We start from the raw sequence: 20,740 nt of genomic DNA on the forward strand, positions 1-20,740 counted from the left end.
TTTATGAATTAAAGGACGTTGGCTGTTCCCTTGAAATTGGAAGCCTTTGAATCGTTAGGTTTGAAGGCTTTTAAGTTTATTAGACTCTCCTACCGTAACATCAGGCGATTAATAAGCACTCGGGATACCTTGGTCTGATTGTTATATAATGAACAGGTAATTATCTTACCTCCTTTGATTTTGTTTGACGTGAATAGCTATGCAAGAATTTCTAAATAAACTGATAGGTAAACTCCGATACATCTATACCGTACTGTATCAAAAAGCTGAGCCTGCTATTCAGTATATCAAACAACGCTACCTCCAGGTACGTGAATACTACAGGACACATCCGAAGGCACGCAGGTGGTCTATTATAGGCGCTATTATACTGGGGCCTCCCCTTCTACTTGCAATCGTTGTGTGGATTGAAATTCCAAGCAAGAAATCGCTTCGCAATATTCAGAACCAGGTTGCCTCTGAAGTATATAGTGCCGATAGCGTTTTACTGGGCCGTTACTATATACAGGACAGAACTGAAATAAAATTTGAAGAGATCTCTCCCATGGTGATCGATGCGCTCATCGCCACAGAAGACGTTCGCTATTATGAACATAGCGGTGTTGACTTTGAAAGTTTAGGAAGGGTATTCATAAAATCTATACTTCTTCAGGAGGAGTCAGCCGGTGGCGGAAGTACGATCACGCAACAGCTCGCCAAGAACCTGTATCCGCGAAAGCGTTATTGGATTTTATCCATGTTGATTAACAAGTCGCGCGAGTTAATCACTGCGCAACGTCTTGAAAATATATACTCGAAGAAAGACCTCATCACACTATATCTGAATACCATTCCTTTTGCGGACCAGACGTTCGGGATCGAGGCTGCCTCCAAACGCTTCTTCTCGTGCACTGCAAAAGACCTTACTGTAAATCAAGCTGCAGTATTGGTGGGCATGCTGAAGGCAACGAACTCCTACAATCCGCGATTATTCCCCGAGCGATCGCTGACGCGGAGAAATGTAGTGCTCTCGCAGATGGTGAAGTATAATTACCTCACCAAAGAAAAATTGGATTCATTAAAAGGGCTGCCACTCGAATTAAAGTATAATACATTATCGCATCACCAGGGACTCGCTCCTTATTTCCGTGAATATGTAAAAGCAGAATTATTGAACTGGTGCCGGGTGAATAAAAAACCGGACGGTTCTCCTTACAATATATATACTGATGGACTTAAGATCTATACTACGATCGATTCGCGTTTGCAAGAGTACGCTGAAAAGGCAGTGACGCAGCAGATGACGGAAGTACAAAAACAATTCTTCGATCATTGGCGTAAAGAAAATCCATGGCAGAAAAATGAAGAAGTCATTCAGGATGCTATACATCGCTCACAACGGTATCAGCGTATGAAGGAACAAGGTCTTTCAGAAGAAGATATACTGGCAGCATTACAGAAACCTGTCCCTATGCGCGTATTCTCGTGGGAAGGTGAAAAGATTTTAAAGATGAGTCCGATCGACTCTATTAAACACCACATACAGATTTTAAATGCAGGCTTCCTCGCCATGGAACCTCAAACCGGTAAAATTAAAGCATGGGTGGGTGGTATAGATCATGACTTCTTTCAGTATGATCACGTGAAGACTTCTACAAAGCGACAAGTGGGCTCAACTTTCAAACCTATCGTTTACGCTATGGCTATTGAAAAAGGGTTTGAACCCTGTGATTTTATCTCTGCAGAAAGAAAGACCTATATAGATGAAGAAGGTGACAAGTGGACCCCCCGCAATACTCAGAACGATTACCAGGTAAAATACTCGATGCGTGGAGCACTTGCTTACTCGGTAAATACGGTGTCAGTGAAATTAATTGAGATGGCGGGTGTTGACAGCACTATTGCGCTTTCGCGGAAGATGGGCGTGATCAGTGAAATGAAACATGTGCCTTCTGTTGCGCTTGGTTCTTCTTCTGTATCATTAACGGAAATGACAACGGCATATTCATGCATAGCGAATGAAGGGCTCACTGTTTTACCGTATCACATCATCGCTATAAAAGATTTATACGGTAATATATATGACAACTTCAAGCCGAATACGAAAGGCATTCGTGCAGTATCAAAAGAGGCTGCTTTACTGGTAAGACAAATGTTACAGACCGTTGTACATGAAGGAACGGCTTCACGCTTGCGCTGGAAGTATGGTATATTAAATGACGTAGCAGGGAAAACCGGAACGACACAAGCTAATGCTGATGGATGGTTCATGGCTATGACACCGAAATTAGTAGTAGGCTCGTGGGTGGGTGCTGATGATCCTCGCATACACTTCAGAAGTACAGAACTTGGTCAGGGTTCCAGCACGGCTTTGCCGATGTTTGGTTACTTCATGAAGCAGGTAAATGCAGACAAACATTTCGAAGATATATCTGAGGCTACATTTTCACGCCTGCCTTACGACTTGCAACAACGACTGAACTGCGACCTGTATGAACTGGATGATGCATTACTTGCTGAACTAAAGCTGATGGTAATGAAGCAGGATTCTATACGCCAGGTTGATACGCTCGCCAACCTGAAAGAATCATTCATGGAAAAGATATATAAGCGCAAGCTTAAGAAAATGCAAGCCAACCAACCCAGTGATAGCACTACGAATGATGTAGAGGGATTGGAGAATCTCGGAGGATAGTTTTTGGGTAATGACTTGTTATTCATGAGTCATATTCCTGAATATAACCGGTGAAGTATACAGGCCTCACTCAAGTACTCATCTCAGAGACTTGAGTGAGGCCTTATCGTTGTAGTGAATATATATAATGTACCAGATCCGCAAGAACTTCACCTGATCATTTTACCAAAACTATATTCGAACGTTGCAGTTCTCCTACACCATTCTTGCTTTACCACCAAAGGCCAGCCGCACCGTTGGATAGTTAAAGAGGACAAGGGCGATTAAGATAATAAAATATCCGGTAAGCTGAATTGCGTTTACCGTTTCACCAAATACTACAAACGCTACGGTAAAATTAATCAGCGGGTTTATATACATCAGTATACCGATGGTTGCAGAGTTAATCCGGTTCAATGCAAATAAATTCAGAAACAACGGCAATACTGTAAATATGACAGCAATAGCCATGATCAACCCATAAAACTTTGCCGATGAAGGTATCTGATTGATCAATTGACTATAGAATATATTTAGTATAACAAATGAGAACAGTACCTGTATTCCAAGAATGATCATTCTGTCAAAACCCTGATTTTTACGTTGCGAGATCAGGTATAGTGCATAGGTGACGGCCGTAAGAAAGCTATAGCCTAATTCAAGTGCTGAGTTCATTCCCATCACCACACAACTCAGTGTACACAATACAACAGCAATCCACTGCAGTGTTGTCATCTTTTCCTGTATCAACACATACCCTAATACAGCTGTGATCACCGGACAGATCAGATACGAAAAAGAAGCTGTCTTGATATTAATGTGGTTGACTATATATATAAATGTAAGCCAGTTCACGGTAAGCAGTGCGCCACCTGCGAGTGTAAGCAGAATAACGTTTCTTCTTTTACCGGGTGCGAATGACTTCAGAAAAGCAAGATCTTTCCGGATATCGTTACGCTTGAATCCAAAAACGACTATCAGTAAAACGATCGATGAAAATAAAATGCGAAAGTAAAGAATCTCTCCTGCGGAGAATTCCTTTAATGCTCGTAACGGAATTGAAAAAAATCCCCACGTTACAAATGCGGCAATCGCAGACAAATAATGTTTCCTACTATCCATGAGGAGGCGAATATAAAGATTAAAGTATACCATTAAAATGCTTTATCGTTGTACATTACTGCAAACGTTTTTACATTTAAAAATTCGTTACTAAAACTATCACCAGATTATGAGTCGGTTTTATATCGTACTGCTGTTCGTTTTGTTCATATCCTGTAACAAGAAAGAAACGGTTGTCATCACGCCTGAAAACATCCGTGAGGTATTGACACAATACGGCAAAGAGAATCCTGAAAATGAAGTAATCATTGAGACAAAGATGGGCAACATCAAGCTGAAATTGTTTGAAGATACACCACTTCATCGCGCTAACTTTATCAAGTTGATCAAAGAAGGATACTATGATGATGCAGACTTTTACAGGATCGCATATGAGTTTATGATTCAAGGTGGTGATCTTAAAAAGAAACTGAACTATCGCATCCCATCAGAATTCAATCCAAAGTATTATCACAAAAAAGGAGCGCTGTCCATGGCACGGGTCGATGATAACAATCCCAACCTTGAATCATCGGCAGCTGAGTTTTTTATTGTACATGGAACGCGCTACTCCGATGAGGATATTGACATCGAAGCAAAAAATCTGGGTATATCCGTAACGCCTGAGCAACGCGAAGCCTATCGAACGGTAGGTGGCTATATGACGTTGGATGGAAGGTATACTGTATTCGGAGAGGTAACAGAAGGTCAGGACGTTGTCGATAAAATTGCAAGCGAAAAAGTCTTCAACACCGATCATCCGTTACGTAAAATTCCGTTCACGATTCGGGTTGCAGAATCAAAGTAAACATTGATCTGTTGAAATGCCGTTCATTTTTCTTTTAAGGTTAAAAAAATTACATCATCTTCGCGACAAAATTTCCATTTCATGAGCCAAGCCACAGACATCCAAACGCTTAAAAAAACAAGTTCACAGATCCGCAGGGATATCGTTCGTATGGTACATAGCTGCCAGTCGGGCCACCCGGGTGGATCGTTAGGTTGTACGGATTTTTTCGTTGCCTTGTATTTTAAGTTATTGAAACACGATCCGAAGTTTAATATGCTCGGTGCCGGTGAAGATCTTTTCTTCCTTTCGAACGGTCATATTTCTCCGGTATGGTACTCTACGCTGGCGAGATCAGGTTACTTTGATATAAAGGAGCTTGCCACATTCCGTAAGCTTGATTCCCGTTTGCAAGGTCACCCTGCTACGCACGAACACCTTCCTGGTATTCGTATAGCTTCCGGTTCATTAGGACAAGGACTTTCTGTTGCTCTTGGTGCAGCACAAAGTAAGAAGTTAAATAAAGATGATCGCTTTGTATATGTATTGATGGGTGATGGCGAGTTGCAGGAAGGACAAGTATGGGAAGCAGCGATGTACGCAGGTCACAATAAAGTTGATAACCTCATTGCTACTATTGACTATAACGGGCAGCAGATCGATGGACCTGTTGATAAAATATTATCGTTGCTGAACCTTCGTGCGAAGTGGGAAGCATTCGGTTGGATCGTTCAGGAATTCAATGGCAACGTGATGGAAGAAGTTGTTGCAGGACTTGAGAATGCACAGAAGCTTGCCAAACAAGGTAAACCTGTTATGAACCTCATGAAAACTGAAATGGGTTTTGGTGTTGACTATATGGTTGGTTCACACAAATGGCATGGAGTTGCTCCGAATGATGACGAGTTAAGCAAAGCGCTTGCGCAACTTGAAGAAACACTGGGTGACTATTAACATCACATCCGATATACTATATCATGAAAAATGCCGGCATTTATAGCCGGCATTTTCTTTTTGGGCAGATTATCCATTTACTACAGACAGGCTAACAAAGTATCTTTGAGAGACGGGTATATATCTTAAAGTACGGATCGAATCAACGTCATCATTCCTTCGGGATTTACGCCAATCCAAAATAAGGAAAGCACCAGTATAGCCATCGTGACGCTGCTGACAATATATACCAATGGGTGAAGATCCTGCAATGGGCGAGGCTCTTGCTTCTGATCGAACATTACGGCAATCAGCTTGATATAGTAATATAGCCCGATGACGCTGTTGATCACCAGTATAATTACCAACAACCAGCGATGCGTATGTATACCGGCTGCGATCACATAAAATTTCCCGACAAAGCCTGCTGTCAACGGTATACCGGCAAGTGACAAGAGCATGGCACTGAACACAATCGCTGTAAGCGGCCTCTTCCAAAGAAGCCCGCGATAGTCTTCGAGTAATTCGGCATCGCGATCTTTATCAGAGAGTGTTGCCAGTATACCAAAGGCGCCAAGCGTTGTAATAAAATACGCTACGAGATAGAAGATCACCGCTTCCATACCCAGCTTCTCTCCTGCCAGAAATGCTACCAATACATATCCCAGGTGCGCTATAGAAGAATACGCCAGCAATCGCTTGACATTGTTTTGCCGCAGCGCCAGTATATTTCCGATAAACATAGAAGCTATCGCGAGAATGGTAAACACCAGCATAAACGTAGTATACTGGTAGCCATTCAATGTATTGAAGAAGCGAACGAGTAATGCGATCATACCTCCTTTCGAAACTGTGGCAATAAAAGCTGTTACCGGTGCAGGAGAACCTTCGTATACATCCGGTGCCCACATGTGAAAAGGCACTATACCAAGTTTGAACCCGATACCTACGATCATCATACCGAAGCCGGTTATAACCATCACGGGCATTTCGTGAGCGCGCGTGATCCACGCGGCTATACCCGCGAACTCCATCGATCCGGTAGTGGCATATACCAGCGCCATGCCGAACAGCAGGAATGCGGACGAGAATGCTGCGAGGATCAGATACTTGATACCGGCTTCGTCCGAGCGCTCGCGTTTTCGCAAGTAGGCTATCAATGCATATAGCGATACACTAAGAATTTCCAGGCCGAGGAAAAGCGAAACGAAATGTTTACTGATCACCAGCATGATCGCACCCAGTGCAGCGAGGATCATCAGGATATAGTATTCTTCTTTTCGTTCTTCACGTTGCTCAAAGTATGCATAGGAGATCAGTGTAACGACTAATGTTGTGAGGAGTATAAGGCCGATGTTGAATACACCAAACCCATCAATAACGAGTAATGGTTCAATGGAATGCAAATGATGAATGCTATAGGTTGATACAAAAGCAAAATCCGCCATCAGCGAAAGCACAGTAATAACAAAAATTACTTTATGATTTCGTTTTATCGAAATTGAAAAGAATATCAGGATGGCCGCGCTGGACAAAATCCACAAGGGTGCCAGGCTGATCATATCATATATAGTCATGGTTCCCTCCTTTCTGTGTTGAATGCTGATGTATTCGGAACTTCTTCCCGATCTTGCTTTTGATGGATCGTTGCATGATTGCCGGCATGCATAGTGTTTGCAACGGTAGGCCTGGCTGTATTGATAACCTGCTGTGGAAATAATCCCAGCCAGATGATCACAATACACATGGGGACAAGGATCAATTTTTCTCGCAGGGAAAGATCATTCAATATATACCCTTGCATGCTGGATCCTAAATATACGTTCTGCATGATGCGAAGTGAATACGCAGTAGCCACTACGAGCCCAGCTGTAGCCAGAATGGTAAGCGGTTGATTCGCTTGCCATGAGCCAATCAGTATCAGGAACTCGGCTACAAAATTCCCGAGACCGGGTAAACCCAGTGAAGCCATTACGAAGATCATCGCGATTACGCCCATGAAAGGAACTTTGCTCCAGAGCCCTCCCATTTGGGTAATGTCGCGAGTATGAATGCGCTCATATAGTATACCTGCCAGTATAAATAAAGCACCGGTGCTGATACCGTGTGTGATCATCTGCATGACAACACCTTGCGTGGCAAGCTCATTGAAGCTGAAAACTCCAAGCATGATGAATCCCATGTGACTCACGCTGGTATAGGCAACCAGACGTTTGAAATCAGTCTGCGAGTATGCCTGGATCGCGCCATATAGTATACCTACTACGCCCAGCAACATTGCCCACGGTGCTATACTTTGGGCAGCGGATGGAAAAAGTGGTATCACGAACCGGATCAATCCATAGGCTCCTGTTTTTAAAAGTAGTCCTGCCAATAGTAAACTTCCGGCTGTAGGTGCTTCAGTGTGTGCATCCGGAAGCCAAGTATGCAACGGCACCACAGGAAGCTTCACGATAAATGCAGCGAGAAATCCCAACATCAGCCACCGTGCTGTATCCGGGGATAATGTTGTATTCAGAAGTGCGAAATAATCGAAGCTATAGATTCCCGTTTGTTCGCCATGGATAAAGTATAATCCTAAAATAGCAAGCAACATCAGCAATCCGCTGGCCTGCGTGAAAATAAAAAACTTATAGGCCGCATACTGCTTATTCTCGTGTCCCCATATACCAATGAGAAAATACATCGGTATAAGCATCACTTCCCAAAAAAAGTAAAAAAGAAAAAGATCCATCGTCAGGAATACACCTGTGATGCCGGCCAACACCCAAAGCAAGTTAAAGTGGAAAAAGCCAACACGGTATTGAATCTCTTTCCAGGAAATCAATACAGCGAGTATACCCAGGAAAAAAGTAAGCACCAGCATCAATAAGCTCAGTCCATCGAGTGCCAGGTGAAAGGCTATACCGAAGCTCGGAATCCAGGGAATATGTGAATCACGAAGCCATGAATCTGTCAACGTCATAGAAAGTCCTTCTTCCATCCAGATAAAAAGAATGATGGCGAAATCAACCACCACAGTGATCAACGATAACCACCTGCAGGCCGCCTGATTCCAGTACGCTATAATTCCGGCAGCGATTCCCCCAGTCAAAAGTATAATGATCAATAATGGCAGCATCTATATATAGTTTAAGGCTGAACAAACAAACTGATGGTAATAATCAAGATTGCCCCGACCACAATTCCCATCACATACCATCGTAGTATACCACTTTGCGTTTTTACAAATACGCCATTGAAGAATTCTGTTACGCGCACCAGCATCGTATAAAACTTGTCGATTACATCATTCTTATTAATTGTAGATATATAGACAAAAGGCCGCACGAAGAGAAAATTATACAGCGCATCCATATCCCAGCCGCGTAACCAGAACTGGTGCAAGACATACGTTGAACTTTTAATCTCATCGGAAATCCGGGGCGAGCGGATGTAGAAGATATAAGCCATATATACTCCGGTCAATGCCAGCAAGCCTGCTATACCTTGCAGAATCCATTCACTACTCTCCACACCTTCCCGCAAGGAAACCGAAGGAAGCAGCGGAGAAAGAAAATCTGAGAACAGTGTAAAATGTCCTAAGGTATGAGGCAGTTCGATAAATCCACCGAACACTGACAATATTGACAACACGACCAACGGTATGGTTATGCGCTTTCCGGGAACATGGCTTACCTGTGTTTTGGCTTTCCCAAAGAACGTAATGAATACCATTCTAAAGCTATAGATAGCGGTGATGAAAGCTCCTGTTAATGCTGCCAGAAAAAACCACACGTTTCCTTTTTCACCAGCCCATGCCAGCCAGAGAATCTGATCTTTACTATAGAACCCCGCAGTAATAAACGGCAATGCAGCCAAGGATGATGCACCTATTAAGAACGTCCAATATATAACGGGTAATTTATTTTTCAATCCGCCCATGCGGAACATATCGTGCTCATGATGCAACGCCATGATCACTGCACCTGCAGCCAGGAATAAAAGTGCCTTGAAGAATGCATGGATCATAAAATGAAATACAGCTGACGACCACGCACCAACACCCATGGCGAGAAACATATACCCGATCTGGCTAATGGTTGAATACGCCAGTACACGCTTCAAGTCAAATTGTGTAAGCGCGCTACAGCCTGCAAGTAGTAATGTAACGGCTCCAATGATACCGACCCAGAGCTGTGCTAAAGGGGCAAGCTCATATATAGTATGCATGCGTGTGATCAGGTATACGCCTGCTGTTACCATGGTAGCAGCATGAATCAATGCACTTACAGGTGATGGCCCGGCCATAGCATCCGGCAACCAGGTTTGCAAGGGTAACTGTGCTGACTTTCCTACTGCGCCTCCCAATAACAAAAATGCAATCACAACCGCCGTGGATGTACCCGCCACCCATACTTGCGGAGCCTGCGTTAGTATATCCTGTATATTCAGTGTATGAAAAATACTGAACAACATAAACAAGCCGATTGCCATCGCGGTATCTCCTACCCTGGTAATGATAAATGCTTTGCGTGCGGCATAACCGTTTTTCGCTTCGCTATACCAGAAGCCTATCAACAGGTAGCTGCATAAGCCGACACCTTCCCATCCCAGATATAGCAGCACAAGATTATCCGCCAAGACAAGAATTAACATGGAGCAGACAAACAAGTTCAAGTATGCGAAGAAACGTGAAAAGCCTGCATCTTCTTTCATGAACTCGATAGAGTATATATGGATCAGAAATCCAACGAACGTAATCACGAAGATAAAGATCAATGACAACGGGTCGAGATAGAACGCAAAGGACGTTGACAGTCCTGCTACATCGAACCAATTCCAGGCTGTATATTGATAGGAGCCCACACCCGAATTAAAAAAGTCATACCCCACCGCCAGGGTTAATAAAGCAGCGAGGCCTACACTGCCTGCACCTATTCGCGCAGCAACCTGTCGCGATAAACGCGATCCCACCAGCACCAGGATCAAAGCCCCGAGAAAAGGAAACGTTGGTATGAGCCAGAGTGAATTAAGCATTTTATATTTTGTTTAGTGTGTGTGACATACCGAGAAGAGCTCGCTTTGTATACCGTATGTATACACTATAATTATCTTGAATTTTTTCACCCGTTCATCCGATCGGCAGCATCGCTGTCCAATGTTTTAAGATGATGGTATATCTGAAGAATCAGCGCCAAGCCTACGGAAACTTCTGCAGCCGCCATCGTCAATATAAAAATGAACATCACTTGTCCATCGGCTTGCGCCCAGCGTGAGCCGGCAACAATAAATGCAAGACCTGCGGCATTGAGCATGATCTCCACAGAGATCAGCATGAATATAATGTTGCGTCTGACCAATACGCTGATCAAGCCCAGCGTAAACAAAACGCCAGCCAGCAACAAACCGGATTCAATGGGTAATGTTTTCATTCTTCTGTACTTTGAAGGAAACGATGAAGTACTTTTCTTTTCTGTCTTCCTAAATGATAGGCTCCGACAATGCCCGCCATCAGCAGTAGTCCGCTCAGCTCTACACCAATTATATAGGGACCGTACAAGGACAACCCAACTTCTTTTGCATCTACTACTGTATTATTCAGCAGCACGGTTTCGGAGGAGACCAGTATATAAATTAGCTCACCCAATAAAATAAACGCCAATATACCCGGACCGATCCATATATTCCTGGTAAACCATTTACGCTCTTGCTCAACAGATTCTTCTTTCAGGTTCAGCATCATGATCACAAAAATGATAAGTACTACAATGGCCCCTGCATATATAATTACTTCCAGCGCAGCCATAAATGGCGCACCCAACATAAAGAAAATTACCGCTACTGCAAGAAATGAAACCACCAGGTATAGCAACGCATGAATCATATTATACCGGGTAATCACCATGATCGTGGCAAGTATAGCGATGGCGGATGCGATGTAGAATGCCATATTGTTTGGTTAATTATTATTGATGTCTGTCAATTGTCACTCGTGGTCCTTAAAGCGCAAAACAAAGCTCATAATATCTATAGCGTCTTGTAATATGTACCTCCGTGTCTTCTTTGCGCCCTTTGTGCAAGGGATTTACTGCTACGGCAACAAGCTGTGCACATCAACAGGTGCCAGTTCGTTTGCACCCTCACCCTTGTCTTTACCTTTAACAGCAAGACCAGCTACGTTGTAGTAGTTATAGCCTGGATATTTACCTTCACTATTAATCAACAGGTCTTGTTTTTCATACACGAGATTCTGACGGTTATACTCTCCCATCTCAAAATCCGGTATAAGTTGTATAGCATACGTTGGACAAGCCTCTTCACAGTAGCCACAGAATATACACCGCGAGAAATTTATCCGAAAAAATTCTGGGTATCTTCTCCCGTGCTCATCTTCGGTTGCCTGCAGCGAAATGCAATCTACCGGGCACGCTGCAGCGCAGAGATAGCACCCTACACATCGCTCGCCCATATCAGGATCACGCGTCAACACAATACGGCCACGCCATCGTGCCGGGAGTTTTACTTTCTCCTCCGGATACTGAATGGTGGCGCGCTTATGAAACATGTGCAGAAACGTAAGCCACATGGTGCGAATGATGCTGATCATGATATTTTACTTAATACATCTTTAACCAATCTACTTTCATACACTATATAAGTATAGTCTATTAGCTTTCATTCCAAAGAATGATACCGGCTGTTACTACCAGGTTCAGGATGGAGAGTGGTAATAATATTTTCCATCCGAATTCCATTAACTGATCATAGCGTGGTCGCGGAAGAGACGCGCGGAGTAAAATAAACAGTCCAATGAATGCGAACATCTTTAAAGCAAACCACACGATGGGTGGAAGAAAAGCAGGTCCAAGCCAGCCTCCTAAGAACAAACACGTTACCATGCATGAGATGAGCATGATGCCTATATATTCGCCCACGAAGAACATTCCGAACTTCATTCCCGAATATTCGGAATGAAACCCTGCAATAAGTTCACTCTCCGCTTCTGGTATGTCAAAAGGCAAGCGATGTGTTTCGGCAATCCCTGCTATCAGAAAAATAACAAAGCCCAGAAACTGTGGTATAATAAACCACATGTTTCGTTGTGCCTCTACAATATCATGCAGACTAAACGATCCGGTAATCAATACTACTCCCATCAGTGACAGCCCCATGAACACTTCATACGAAATCATTTGCGCTGCACCCCGCATAGCACCGAGCAGTGAATATTTATTATTGGATGCCCATCCTCCAAGAATTATACTATAGGCTCCCATAGATGACATCGCCAGAAAAAACAGGATACCTATATTGAGGTCAACGACTATAATACCTGGTGAAAACGGGACAATGACAAAACTCATCAACACCGTGATGACTACAATAGCGGGTGCCAGCACAAAAACTTTTCGGTCAGCAAACGGTGGTATCCAGTCTTCTTTGAAAAATAATTTTAACGTATCGGCCAGGACTACCAGCAGTCCTAACGGACCTGCGCGATTCGGACCATAGCGATCTTGCCATACAGCCAGTAATCTTCGCTCCACCCAGATTAACCCGGGAGCGATCAGTAGCAGACCACCTAAGACGCAGATTACAATCAGTAGTGGAGACATGTTCTTTTATTTAAGTCTGTTTAATATTTACACGTCCGTGTGTATATACATTGATCTTTGATTCATCTTTTAAGGTTGCCCATTCGGGAAGTTCGGAGCAAGGTATAGCCTTGATGCCGTATGGCACCGCTGCAACTCCATGCGGAATGGCAGTCGTTATCTTTACCGGTAAGCTATAGGGATGGTGTCCTATATAAAATGTAAGCGGATCGTTTTCATGAAGTGTCAGATTTGCTGCATCTTCTGCATGGATTAATATATAGGGGCTAGGAATGCGTTTTTCGACCGATGGCGACTTAGCACTCAATTCTTCTGATCCAAATATATGGTGGAGCGGAAGAATCCAAATATGATCTTCCAATGGCTTAAAGGCTTCGGGTATACCCTGGAAATATAGAACAGGCTTCGTTGCATCCGGCTCCAGTAACCGCAGGCCCGGATCACCACCACGCAACGGCCCGCCTACTGTTTCCTGATATTTATTCACAGACTGTACAGAGTTCCAACCCGGAGACCAGAAAAATGGGATCATAGATGATGGTGCGGCACCACGATAGCCTTCCATTGTATAGGACAATGGTGAATCAGGATCTTCAGGTGGTTTAGGTTCGCTGACATTGTCTTTCGCATGCATGGAAGTACGACCGCTATAGCGGTGTGGTTCTCTGGGAATACGTTGTCCTGCTAATCTGAATTGAGGCGATGGCGTTACCTTGTCTATACCTTTCAGCAAAAGTTCCTCGTTGGCTATAGCGTGGGTTACATCTTCGAAATTATTCCAAGCGCTCATTCGCATGTTGCCAATGCCTGCTCCTATATTTAGCAGCCAGCGCCAGCTTTCGCGGATCACCTCGTTTGCTTCATATACCTGGAAGAAGCGTTGCGCCCTTCCTTCATTGTTCACCAAAGTACCATCGGATTCGGCAAATGTACCAGCCGGTATAATGACGTGCGCTTTTGACGAAGTGGCATGCATGGAATGATCCAGTACAATTATATTCTTGCACGCAGCCAGAAATGCATCAACATCCGATTTACTTCCATGCCGGTATAAATCGTTCTCCATCACAATTACGCTATGTGCATGTCCATTCAAAACCGCATTGAAGGCAGCCTGAAGACGATGGCCACCCATCATGGCAAGTCCTATCGAGTTACACTCAAGCATAGTATATACAAGGCCGGTCTGTTTGTTTCTCTTTTGTAACGCCCAGGATATATTGGCAGCAGCTTTCATCACAGCATCACTCTCACAGCCTGCTCCAGAGATAATCACCGGCTTCTTCGCTGCCAGTAATGCCCGGGCAATCTGTTCTGCGAGTTGATATTGGTCATCAGTGAGATTTTCAACGACAGGCGAAGATTCATCCAGTATATGTGCTACCGCAAAGCCGAGGCGTGCAATATCATCGGGAGTAGCACGATAAGTAGCGGCTGCTAATTCATCCAGTTTTGTGGCGTGTATACTCGCTATATATAGCGGGCCTTTTCTATCCTGTACGATGCCTCGAACCGCAGCATCGTTCCATAGCGGTATATTTACCTGCACGGCTTGTGCTGATGGTTCCTGTTTTACGGACTGCCGAACGGCTAGCGCAAGTATAGGTGCTGTATTGGTTAAATCTTCTCCTAAAATAAAAACTGCATCAGCGGTTTCAACTTCTTTTGTAGACGGAGTTCGTACAGGTCCTTCATTCATAATTTTTACGGCTAACTCAGCAAGGTCGTGTTCATTATCTGAAACACCATGATAAAAATTATGTTCACCAACCAATGCCTTCAATGCAAAATTTGATTGCAGCGAAGCACGTGGTGAACCTATACCAATTACACCGGGCTGTTTCAAGAGTATAGATAGTTCATGAATGATCGCCGTATGATCTACTTCCTGATGGTGTATCATCGGCTTACGAATACGATCCTTTGCATTCACGAATTCATAACCAAACCTTCCGCGATCGCAGAGGAAGTAACCGTTCACTTCTCCATGATACCGGTTTGCAATCATGCGCAAAGAACCATAGCGTTCTCCGGCTATTGTATTACAACCTATACTACAATGCTGGCAAACAGATGGCGCCATCGTTAGATCCCACTTGCGTGTATAGTGCTGTTTCAGCGTCTTGTCGGTAAATACACCTGTAGGACAAACTTCCGCGAGGTTGCCACTGAATTCACTTTCCAACACACCATCTTCTGCTCTGCCAAAGTATACATTGTTCTTCGAGGCAAATACATCCAGATCTTTACCTCCCGCATAGTCTTTATAGAACCTGACACAACGGTAGCACTGGATGCAACGGTTCATCTCATGATTCAGAAACGGGCCGAGGTATTGATTGTTATAGGTACGTTTTTTATACTTGAATTTTCTATAGTTGTGACCAGTCATCACAGTCATGTCCTGCAAATGACAGGAACCACCTTCATCGCATACGGCACAATCATGCGGGTGATTCGTCATCAACCATCCGATAACCTGCTCTCTGAATTCCTTTGCATCAGGATCGCTTATCGAGATGCGTTGATTGTTTGCAACAGGTTCCATACATGACATGATCAGCCTGCCTTTCTTGTCGTTCTCATCTTTATATACCTTCACCGCGCATTGTCGGCATGCACCGACAGAACCCATTGCAGGGTGCCAGCAAAAATATGGAACGTCAAATCCCAGGGTAAGACAAGTCTCCAATAGGTTTTTACCAGTCGGGATTTCGTAAGGTTTGTTATCGATGTATAGGATTGCCATGAAGTTACGTGTCAGTTGATATACATGTCAGTGTGTACGTGTGATGATTTAAAACTTAGATATATCGGTTATAAGTCGTTGCTTTCGTTCGGCAGGTAGCCCTTGCGCAAGCGTCTGCAATTCGGCTGCTATATATTGCTCAAAATCCGAACGGAAATATTTCAACGCGCTTTGCAGCGGTTCCATTGCACCGGGTGCAAGCGCACAGAATGTATTTCCCGGCCCTAAATATTTAGTATGAAAGTCCAATAGCTGCAAATCATTTTGTTCACCATCGCCAGCTTCCAGCGATCGCAGTATTTTTTCAATCCATGGTAAACCTTCGCGACACGGTGTACAAAATCCACACGACTCCTGTGCAAAGAATTGAATCAGGTTCCGAACAAAACCAACAACAGAAGTTTTATCATCGAGTACAATCATGGTGCCTGTGCCCAATCTACTTCCGGCTGCTGCTATAGATGCGTAATCCATTTTTACATCAAGGTGCTCCGTTACAAGAAAATCTGTAGAGGCACCACCGGGTAATGCACCTCTGAATTTTAGTCCGGCTTGCATACCACCGGCATGTTCTTCCAGGAGTTCACGCATTGTTATACCCATGGGCAACTCCCACAATCCCGGATGCTTTACTTTACCACTTACACCAAAGAGTTTTGTGCCTGCATCACTCGTGCGACTTAATTTCTGAAACCAATCTGCACCTTTATTAATGATGTGCGGTATACAGCTCAACGTCTCTACATTATTTACGATCGTGGGTTTACCGAACAAACCACTCACTTGCGGAAACGGTGGTTTCGCGCGAGGTGTAGCACGCTTTCCCTCGAGTGAATTCAGTAATGCAGTTTCTTCACCACACATATAGCGTCCTACTCCCGTATGCAAATGCATTTCGAGGTCAAAGCCTGAACCCAGTATATTTACTCCCAGGTATCCTGCATCGTAAGCTTCCTGCATCGCGAACCGAATGTTGCGTGCTGCTTCTTTATAGGCCCAGCGCAAAAAGATAAAGGAGGTATCGGCCTGAAGCGCAAAGGCCGATACAATCATCCCTTCGATTAATTGGTGTGGTGCACTCTCCAGTAACAAACGATCCTTGAAAGTGCCGGGCTCCATCTCATCGGCATTTACAATAAGGTATTTGGGTTTAGGAGCATCCATTGGAACGAAGCTCCATTTTAATCCGGTTGAAAAACCGGCTCCACCTCTGCCACGCAAATTTGATTCCTTTACAACGGACTGGATACTGGCCGTAGTCATCTCCTTCAGTGCTTTCCTCACAGACTGATATCCTCCGGTTTGCTCGTATTCGCGGAGCGTTAACGGCCGGTGGTCTTTGCGGATATGTTCTGTGAGTGGGCGTTCCATAGAGTTCCGTTTATACTATATTTAATTGGCCTCATCCCAAACCCTTCCCCAGAGGAGAGGGACTTCGGGTGAGGCTATGTATATCGATCCAAAATATCATCCAGTTGGTCAATGGTTACATCACGGTAAAGATCGTGGTCGATCATGAGTGCAGGAGCGTGATCGCAAGTGCCGAGGCAAGGATTAGGTAATAGCGTAAAGCGACTGTCTCGAGTGGTCTCACCATAATTAATTTCCAGGCGTTGTATTACCGCATCGCGGATATTCTCATATCCCATCACCCAGCATGATATACTATCACACAGCAATACGATGTGTCGGCCAACAGGCTTCCTATAGATCATATTATAGAATGTAGCAACGGAGTCGAGCTCTTCTGCAGACATATCGAGGTGTGCCGCGATTTCTTTCAGACTTTCGTCCGAAATCCAACGACGATGTTCCTGTACAATTTTGAGCGCTTCAATGCAAGCTGCTTTTTTATAGGGAACAACTTTTACCGCTTCATCTATTTCATGTACTTCTTCGAGCGTAAGCATTTGGTATGTATTTACGTTTTGATATAGTATATTCAATTACCGTGATCTATAGCACGACATCGCACTCATCGGTCAATATCTGCAAGGACATAGTCCATCGCTCCCAGTATACTCAGCATATCCGCTACGGTATATCCTTTACTGATATAGGGCAGCATTTGCATGTGGGGAAATGACGGAGTACGCACGCGTACGCGATAAGGTGATGTATTCCCATCACTAATTGCGTAATAACTATTGGCGCCTTTCGTTGCTTCTACACAACTCATGGCCTCACCGGCAGGTATAACAGGTCCCCAACTCACACCGAGAAAATGTGTGATGAGTGTTTCGATATCCTGCATGGTATGTTTCTTCACAGGAGGCGTGGTAAGCGGATGGTCCGCTTTATACTCTCCTTCCGGCATATACTTCCAGCATTGCTCAATGATGCGCAGGCTTTGCCGCATTTCTTCAACGCGCACAACGGCTCTATCGTAGCAATCTCCGTGGTGTGCTATTGGTATATCAAAATCAAATTTATCATAACCGGAATACGGCTGTTTTTTCCGGAAGTCCCAATCGAAACCACACGCGCGAAGTCCGGGCCCGGTAACACCCCACTCTATAGCTTCTTCTTTGGTAAAAATGCCGATGCCGACAGTACGCGCTTTGAAGATGCTGTTCTTCATTACCATCGCATCGTATTCGCGTAATCGCTTTGGAAAATAGTCAATAAAATTTTTAACCAGTATATCCCAGCCTTTCGGAAGATCCTGTGCCACACCCCCTATACGAAACCAGTTGGGATGCATGCGTCCTCCACAAATCGCCTCTACTATATCAAATATTTTCTCGCGGTCGGTAAACATATAGAAGACCGGAGATAACTGTCCTATATCTTGTGCAAAGGTTCCGTACCACACCAGGTGACTCGCTATACGGAATAGTTCACACATCATCACGCGAATTACATTCGCACGCTCGGGGATTTCTATACCCGCCAGCTTTTCTACAGCGAGCAAATACGCCAGGTTATTATTTACACCTCCTAAATAATCTACACGGTCGGTATAGGGTATATAGGTATGCCACGATTGTCGCTCCGCCATCTTTTCTGCTCCGCGATGGTGGAAGCCTATATCTGGTACAGCATCGACTATATCTTCACCATCAAGCTGCAACACGATCCGTAATACGCCATGCGTACCAGGGTGCTGCGGACCAATGTTGAGAAACATAAAATCAGAATCTTCACTTTGCGTTTCCAGTCCCCAGTCTTCCGGACGGAACTGTAACGCTGCTTGCTCCCGATCCTGCTTTTCATCGAACAAGCGAAATGGCCCCATCTCGGTAGCACGTGCCGGGTGTTCTTTTCGTAATGGATTTCCCTGCCATGTTTCAGGCATTAAAATTCTTCTCAGGTGCGGATGTCCTTCGAAGCGAATACCAAACATGTCGAACACTTCACGTTCATACCAGTTTGCATTGGCCCACAGTTTCGTAATGCTGGGCACCGTAGGAAATTCTCCACGCAATGCAATCTTCAGTCTGATAAAACTGTTTCGCTCAAATGAAAAAAGGTGGTATAGCAATGTAAAATTATCAGAAGGATAATCCGGATCTTTTTTACGACTTCGTTCATCAATCGCAGAAAGATCAAACAATAATATATAGGGATGTTCAATTTCAGTTTTCAGGTATAGCAGTACATCCTTTACTTTACTCAATGCCAGCCATAGTGTCGTAATACCATCTTTTGCAGGCTGAGTCACGAAAGATGATTCGCCGAATTTTTGTCTCAGGCGTTCTGTTGGATCAAGCATTGTTTCCATAGTTAGTGCTATAGCAATGACCTATATTTCTTCCGGAGTGCGAAATGTTACCATTTGTTGCCGCTGCTCACGCTTTGTTTCTTTCATTGAAATCTTTTCAGGCCGTATCACACCTTGCTCGCCGATGACCCAGCTGAGTGGACGCTGTTCTTTACCTACACTTTTCGAAAGCAATACAAGGCCTTCCATAAAAGCATCTGGTCTCGGAGGACAACCGGGTACATATACATCTACCGGCATAAATTTATCTACGCCTTGTACAACACTATATATATCATACATGCCTCCTGAATTTGCACATGATCCCATGGAAATCACCCAACGAGGTTCCATCATTTGCTCATACAAGCGTTTAATTACCGGGGCCATCTTTATAAATACAGTTCCTGCTATAATCATGACGTCTGCTTCGCGCGGTGTACCACGAATTACTTCGGCACCGAAGCGTGCAACATCATATTTAGGCGTCATGCTGGTGGCCATCTCTACAAAGCAACACGACAAGCCAAAGTGAAAAGGCCACAGCGAATTTTTTCTTCCCCATGCCACCAGACTCTGCACACTTGTAAGCATGACACTTTGTTGTACAGCTTCTTCCATTGAGCTCGTTCCCTTTACGGCTTCAGCGGAACCATTCGTATGCGAGAGCCACCAGTTCATGTTGTTTGTTTGGTTATGCGTTTATAGGCCTTCAATATTTTCTTTCCGTCCGGACCAAAGTCCAATGCACCGGCACGCCACTCATATATAAGTACGACTACCAGAAGTATAATAAATACCATGACACCGGCATATCCATACCAGCCCAGTTCACGGAATGCTATAGCCCAGGAGAAAATAAATACAGTCTCGACATCAAAGATGACGAAGAGCATGGCTACTAGATAAAACTGAGAAGAGAAACGGATGCGCGCAGAGCCTGCGCTAAGTATACCACCTTCGTATGGTTCGTTGGTGGCACGCTCGTTATGGCGTTGTCCTAACACATACGAAAGTCCGAGCATAACGCCTACCAGACTCAGTACGATCATTCCGTATAGGAATAAAGGCCAAAGCGGAACACTATTTTCAGTTGGAGTATCCAACGTAGTGGCTTTAAAGAACCTTAAACCGAATACTTTACTTTATGCCGGTAAGAACAGCACAAAGAAGTGCAAAAGAAAACGCGAGTAATTTACTACTCGCGCTATGTCAT

17 protein-coding genes are annotated in these 20,740 nt (G+C 44.2%); 3 read left to right on the forward strand and 14 right to left on the reverse strand.

The annotated features are described in order from the left end of the window. Positions 1-199 precede the first annotated feature (199 nt). A complete protein-coding gene (locus B5Y40_RS24030; RefSeq protein WP_079689421.1) occupies positions 200-2,674 on the forward strand; it encodes a transglycosylase domain-containing protein in 2,475 nt (824 codons plus the stop codon). A 195-nt stretch (positions 2,675-2,869) separates the two neighbouring features. Here the strand turns inward: B5Y40_RS24030 and B5Y40_RS24035 are convergent, their stop codons facing one another. Then, positions 2,870-3,775, reverse strand: a complete 906-nt coding sequence (locus B5Y40_RS24035; protein WP_159453804.1) for an EamA family transporter — start codon at positions 3,773-3,775, stop codon at positions 2,870-2,872. 109 nt (positions 3,776-3,884) lie between these two features. On the opposite strand from B5Y40_RS24035, the gene B5Y40_RS24040 reads away from it, so the two are divergent. Together B5Y40_RS24040 and B5Y40_RS24045 are read left to right on the forward strand one after the other, a co-directional pair. After that, complete coding sequence (locus tag B5Y40_RS24040; protein ID WP_079689423.1) at positions 3,885-4,562, forward strand: peptidylprolyl isomerase; 678 nt, start codon at positions 3,885-3,887, stop codon at positions 4,560-4,562. A gap of 81 nt (positions 4,563-4,643) precedes the next feature. After that, complete coding sequence (locus tag B5Y40_RS24045; protein ID WP_079689424.1) at positions 4,644-5,495, forward strand: transketolase; 852 nt, start codon at positions 4,644-4,646, stop codon at positions 5,493-5,495. A gap of 125 nt (positions 5,496-5,620) precedes the next feature. Here the strand turns inward: B5Y40_RS24045 and B5Y40_RS24050 are convergent, their stop codons facing one another. The 13 genes from B5Y40_RS24050 to B5Y40_RS24110 form a co-directional block, all read right to left on the reverse strand. Continuing rightward, the gene (locus tag B5Y40_RS24050; RefSeq protein ID WP_079689425.1) at positions 5,621-7,051 is read right to left on the reverse strand and encodes an NADH-quinone oxidoreductase subunit N; all 1,431 of its coding nucleotides are present in this window, start codon (positions 7,049-7,051) and stop codon (positions 5,621-5,623) included. Next, the gene (gene nuoM, locus B5Y40_RS24055) at positions 7,048-8,595 is read right to left on the reverse strand and encodes an NADH-quinone oxidoreductase subunit M (protein ID WP_079689426.1); all 1,548 of its coding nucleotides are present in this window, start codon (positions 8,593-8,595) and stop codon (positions 7,048-7,050) included. The genes B5Y40_RS24050 and nuoM overlap by 4 nt, the downstream gene beginning before the upstream one ends. A gap of 11 nt (positions 8,596-8,606) precedes the next feature. After that, positions 8,607-10,493: an NADH-quinone oxidoreductase subunit L gene (gene nuoL, locus B5Y40_RS24060; RefSeq protein ID WP_079689427.1), complete on the reverse strand. Its 1,887-nt coding sequence runs from the start codon at positions 10,491-10,493 to the stop codon at positions 8,607-8,609. A gap of 86 nt (positions 10,494-10,579) precedes the next feature. Further along, on the reverse strand, positions 10,580-10,888 hold the full coding sequence (gene nuoK, locus B5Y40_RS24065) for an NADH-quinone oxidoreductase subunit NuoK (protein ID WP_079689428.1): 309 nt from the start codon (positions 10,886-10,888) through the stop codon (positions 10,580-10,582). Next, positions 10,885-11,406, reverse strand: a complete 522-nt coding sequence (nuoJ, locus tag B5Y40_RS24070) for an NADH-quinone oxidoreductase subunit J (RefSeq protein WP_079689429.1) — start codon at positions 11,404-11,406, stop codon at positions 10,885-10,887. The genes nuoK and nuoJ overlap by 4 nt, the downstream gene beginning before the upstream one ends. Before the next feature lie 141 nt (positions 11,407-11,547). Next, positions 11,548-12,063, reverse strand: coding sequence for an NADH-quinone oxidoreductase subunit NuoI (gene nuoI / locus B5Y40_RS24075; RefSeq protein ID WP_079689430.1), 516 nt, complete (start codon positions 12,061-12,063; stop codon positions 11,548-11,550). A gap of 61 nt (positions 12,064-12,124) precedes the next feature. Further along, positions 12,125-13,072, reverse strand: a complete 948-nt coding sequence (nuoH, locus tag B5Y40_RS24080) for an NADH-quinone oxidoreductase subunit NuoH (protein WP_079689431.1) — start codon at positions 13,070-13,072, stop codon at positions 12,125-12,127. Between the two features lie 10 nt (positions 13,073-13,082). Further along, complete coding sequence (nuoG, locus tag B5Y40_RS24085; RefSeq protein ID WP_079689432.1) at positions 13,083-15,821, reverse strand: NADH-quinone oxidoreductase subunit NuoG; 2,739 nt, start codon at positions 15,819-15,821, stop codon at positions 13,083-13,085. 48 nt (positions 15,822-15,869) lie between these two features. Beyond that, positions 15,870-17,192 carry an NADH-quinone oxidoreductase subunit NuoF gene (nuoF, locus tag B5Y40_RS24090; protein ID WP_079689433.1) on the reverse strand — a complete coding sequence of 441 codons (1,323 nt, stop codon included), beginning with the start codon at positions 17,190-17,192 and terminating at the stop codon, positions 15,870-15,872. Between the two features lie 74 nt (positions 17,193-17,266). Next, a complete protein-coding gene (nuoE, locus tag B5Y40_RS24095) occupies positions 17,267-17,731 on the reverse strand; it encodes an NADH-quinone oxidoreductase subunit NuoE (protein WP_079689434.1) in 465 nt (154 codons plus the stop codon). A gap of 65 nt (positions 17,732-17,796) precedes the next feature. Further along, positions 17,797-19,545 (reverse strand): NADH-quinone oxidoreductase subunit C/D, encoded by a 1,749-nt coding sequence (gene nuoC / locus B5Y40_RS24100; protein ID WP_143785923.1) that lies wholly within the window; start codon positions 19,543-19,545, stop codon positions 17,797-17,799. A 21-nt stretch (positions 19,546-19,566) separates the two neighbouring features. After that, complete coding sequence (locus B5Y40_RS24105) at positions 19,567-20,205, reverse strand: NADH-quinone oxidoreductase subunit B (RefSeq protein WP_079689435.1); 639 nt, start codon at positions 20,203-20,205, stop codon at positions 19,567-19,569. Continuing rightward, positions 20,202-20,576: an NADH-quinone oxidoreductase subunit A gene (locus B5Y40_RS24110; protein ID WP_079689436.1), complete on the reverse strand. Its 375-nt coding sequence runs from the start codon at positions 20,574-20,576 to the stop codon at positions 20,202-20,204. The genes B5Y40_RS24105 and B5Y40_RS24110 overlap by 4 nt, the downstream gene beginning before the upstream one ends. Between the last annotated feature and the right edge of the window lie 164 nt (positions 20,577-20,740).

Source organism: Ohtaekwangia koreensis (assembly GCF_900167975.1).
GTDB lineage: Bacteria > Bacteroidota > Bacteroidia > Cytophagales > Cyclobacteriaceae > Ohtaekwangia > Ohtaekwangia koreensis.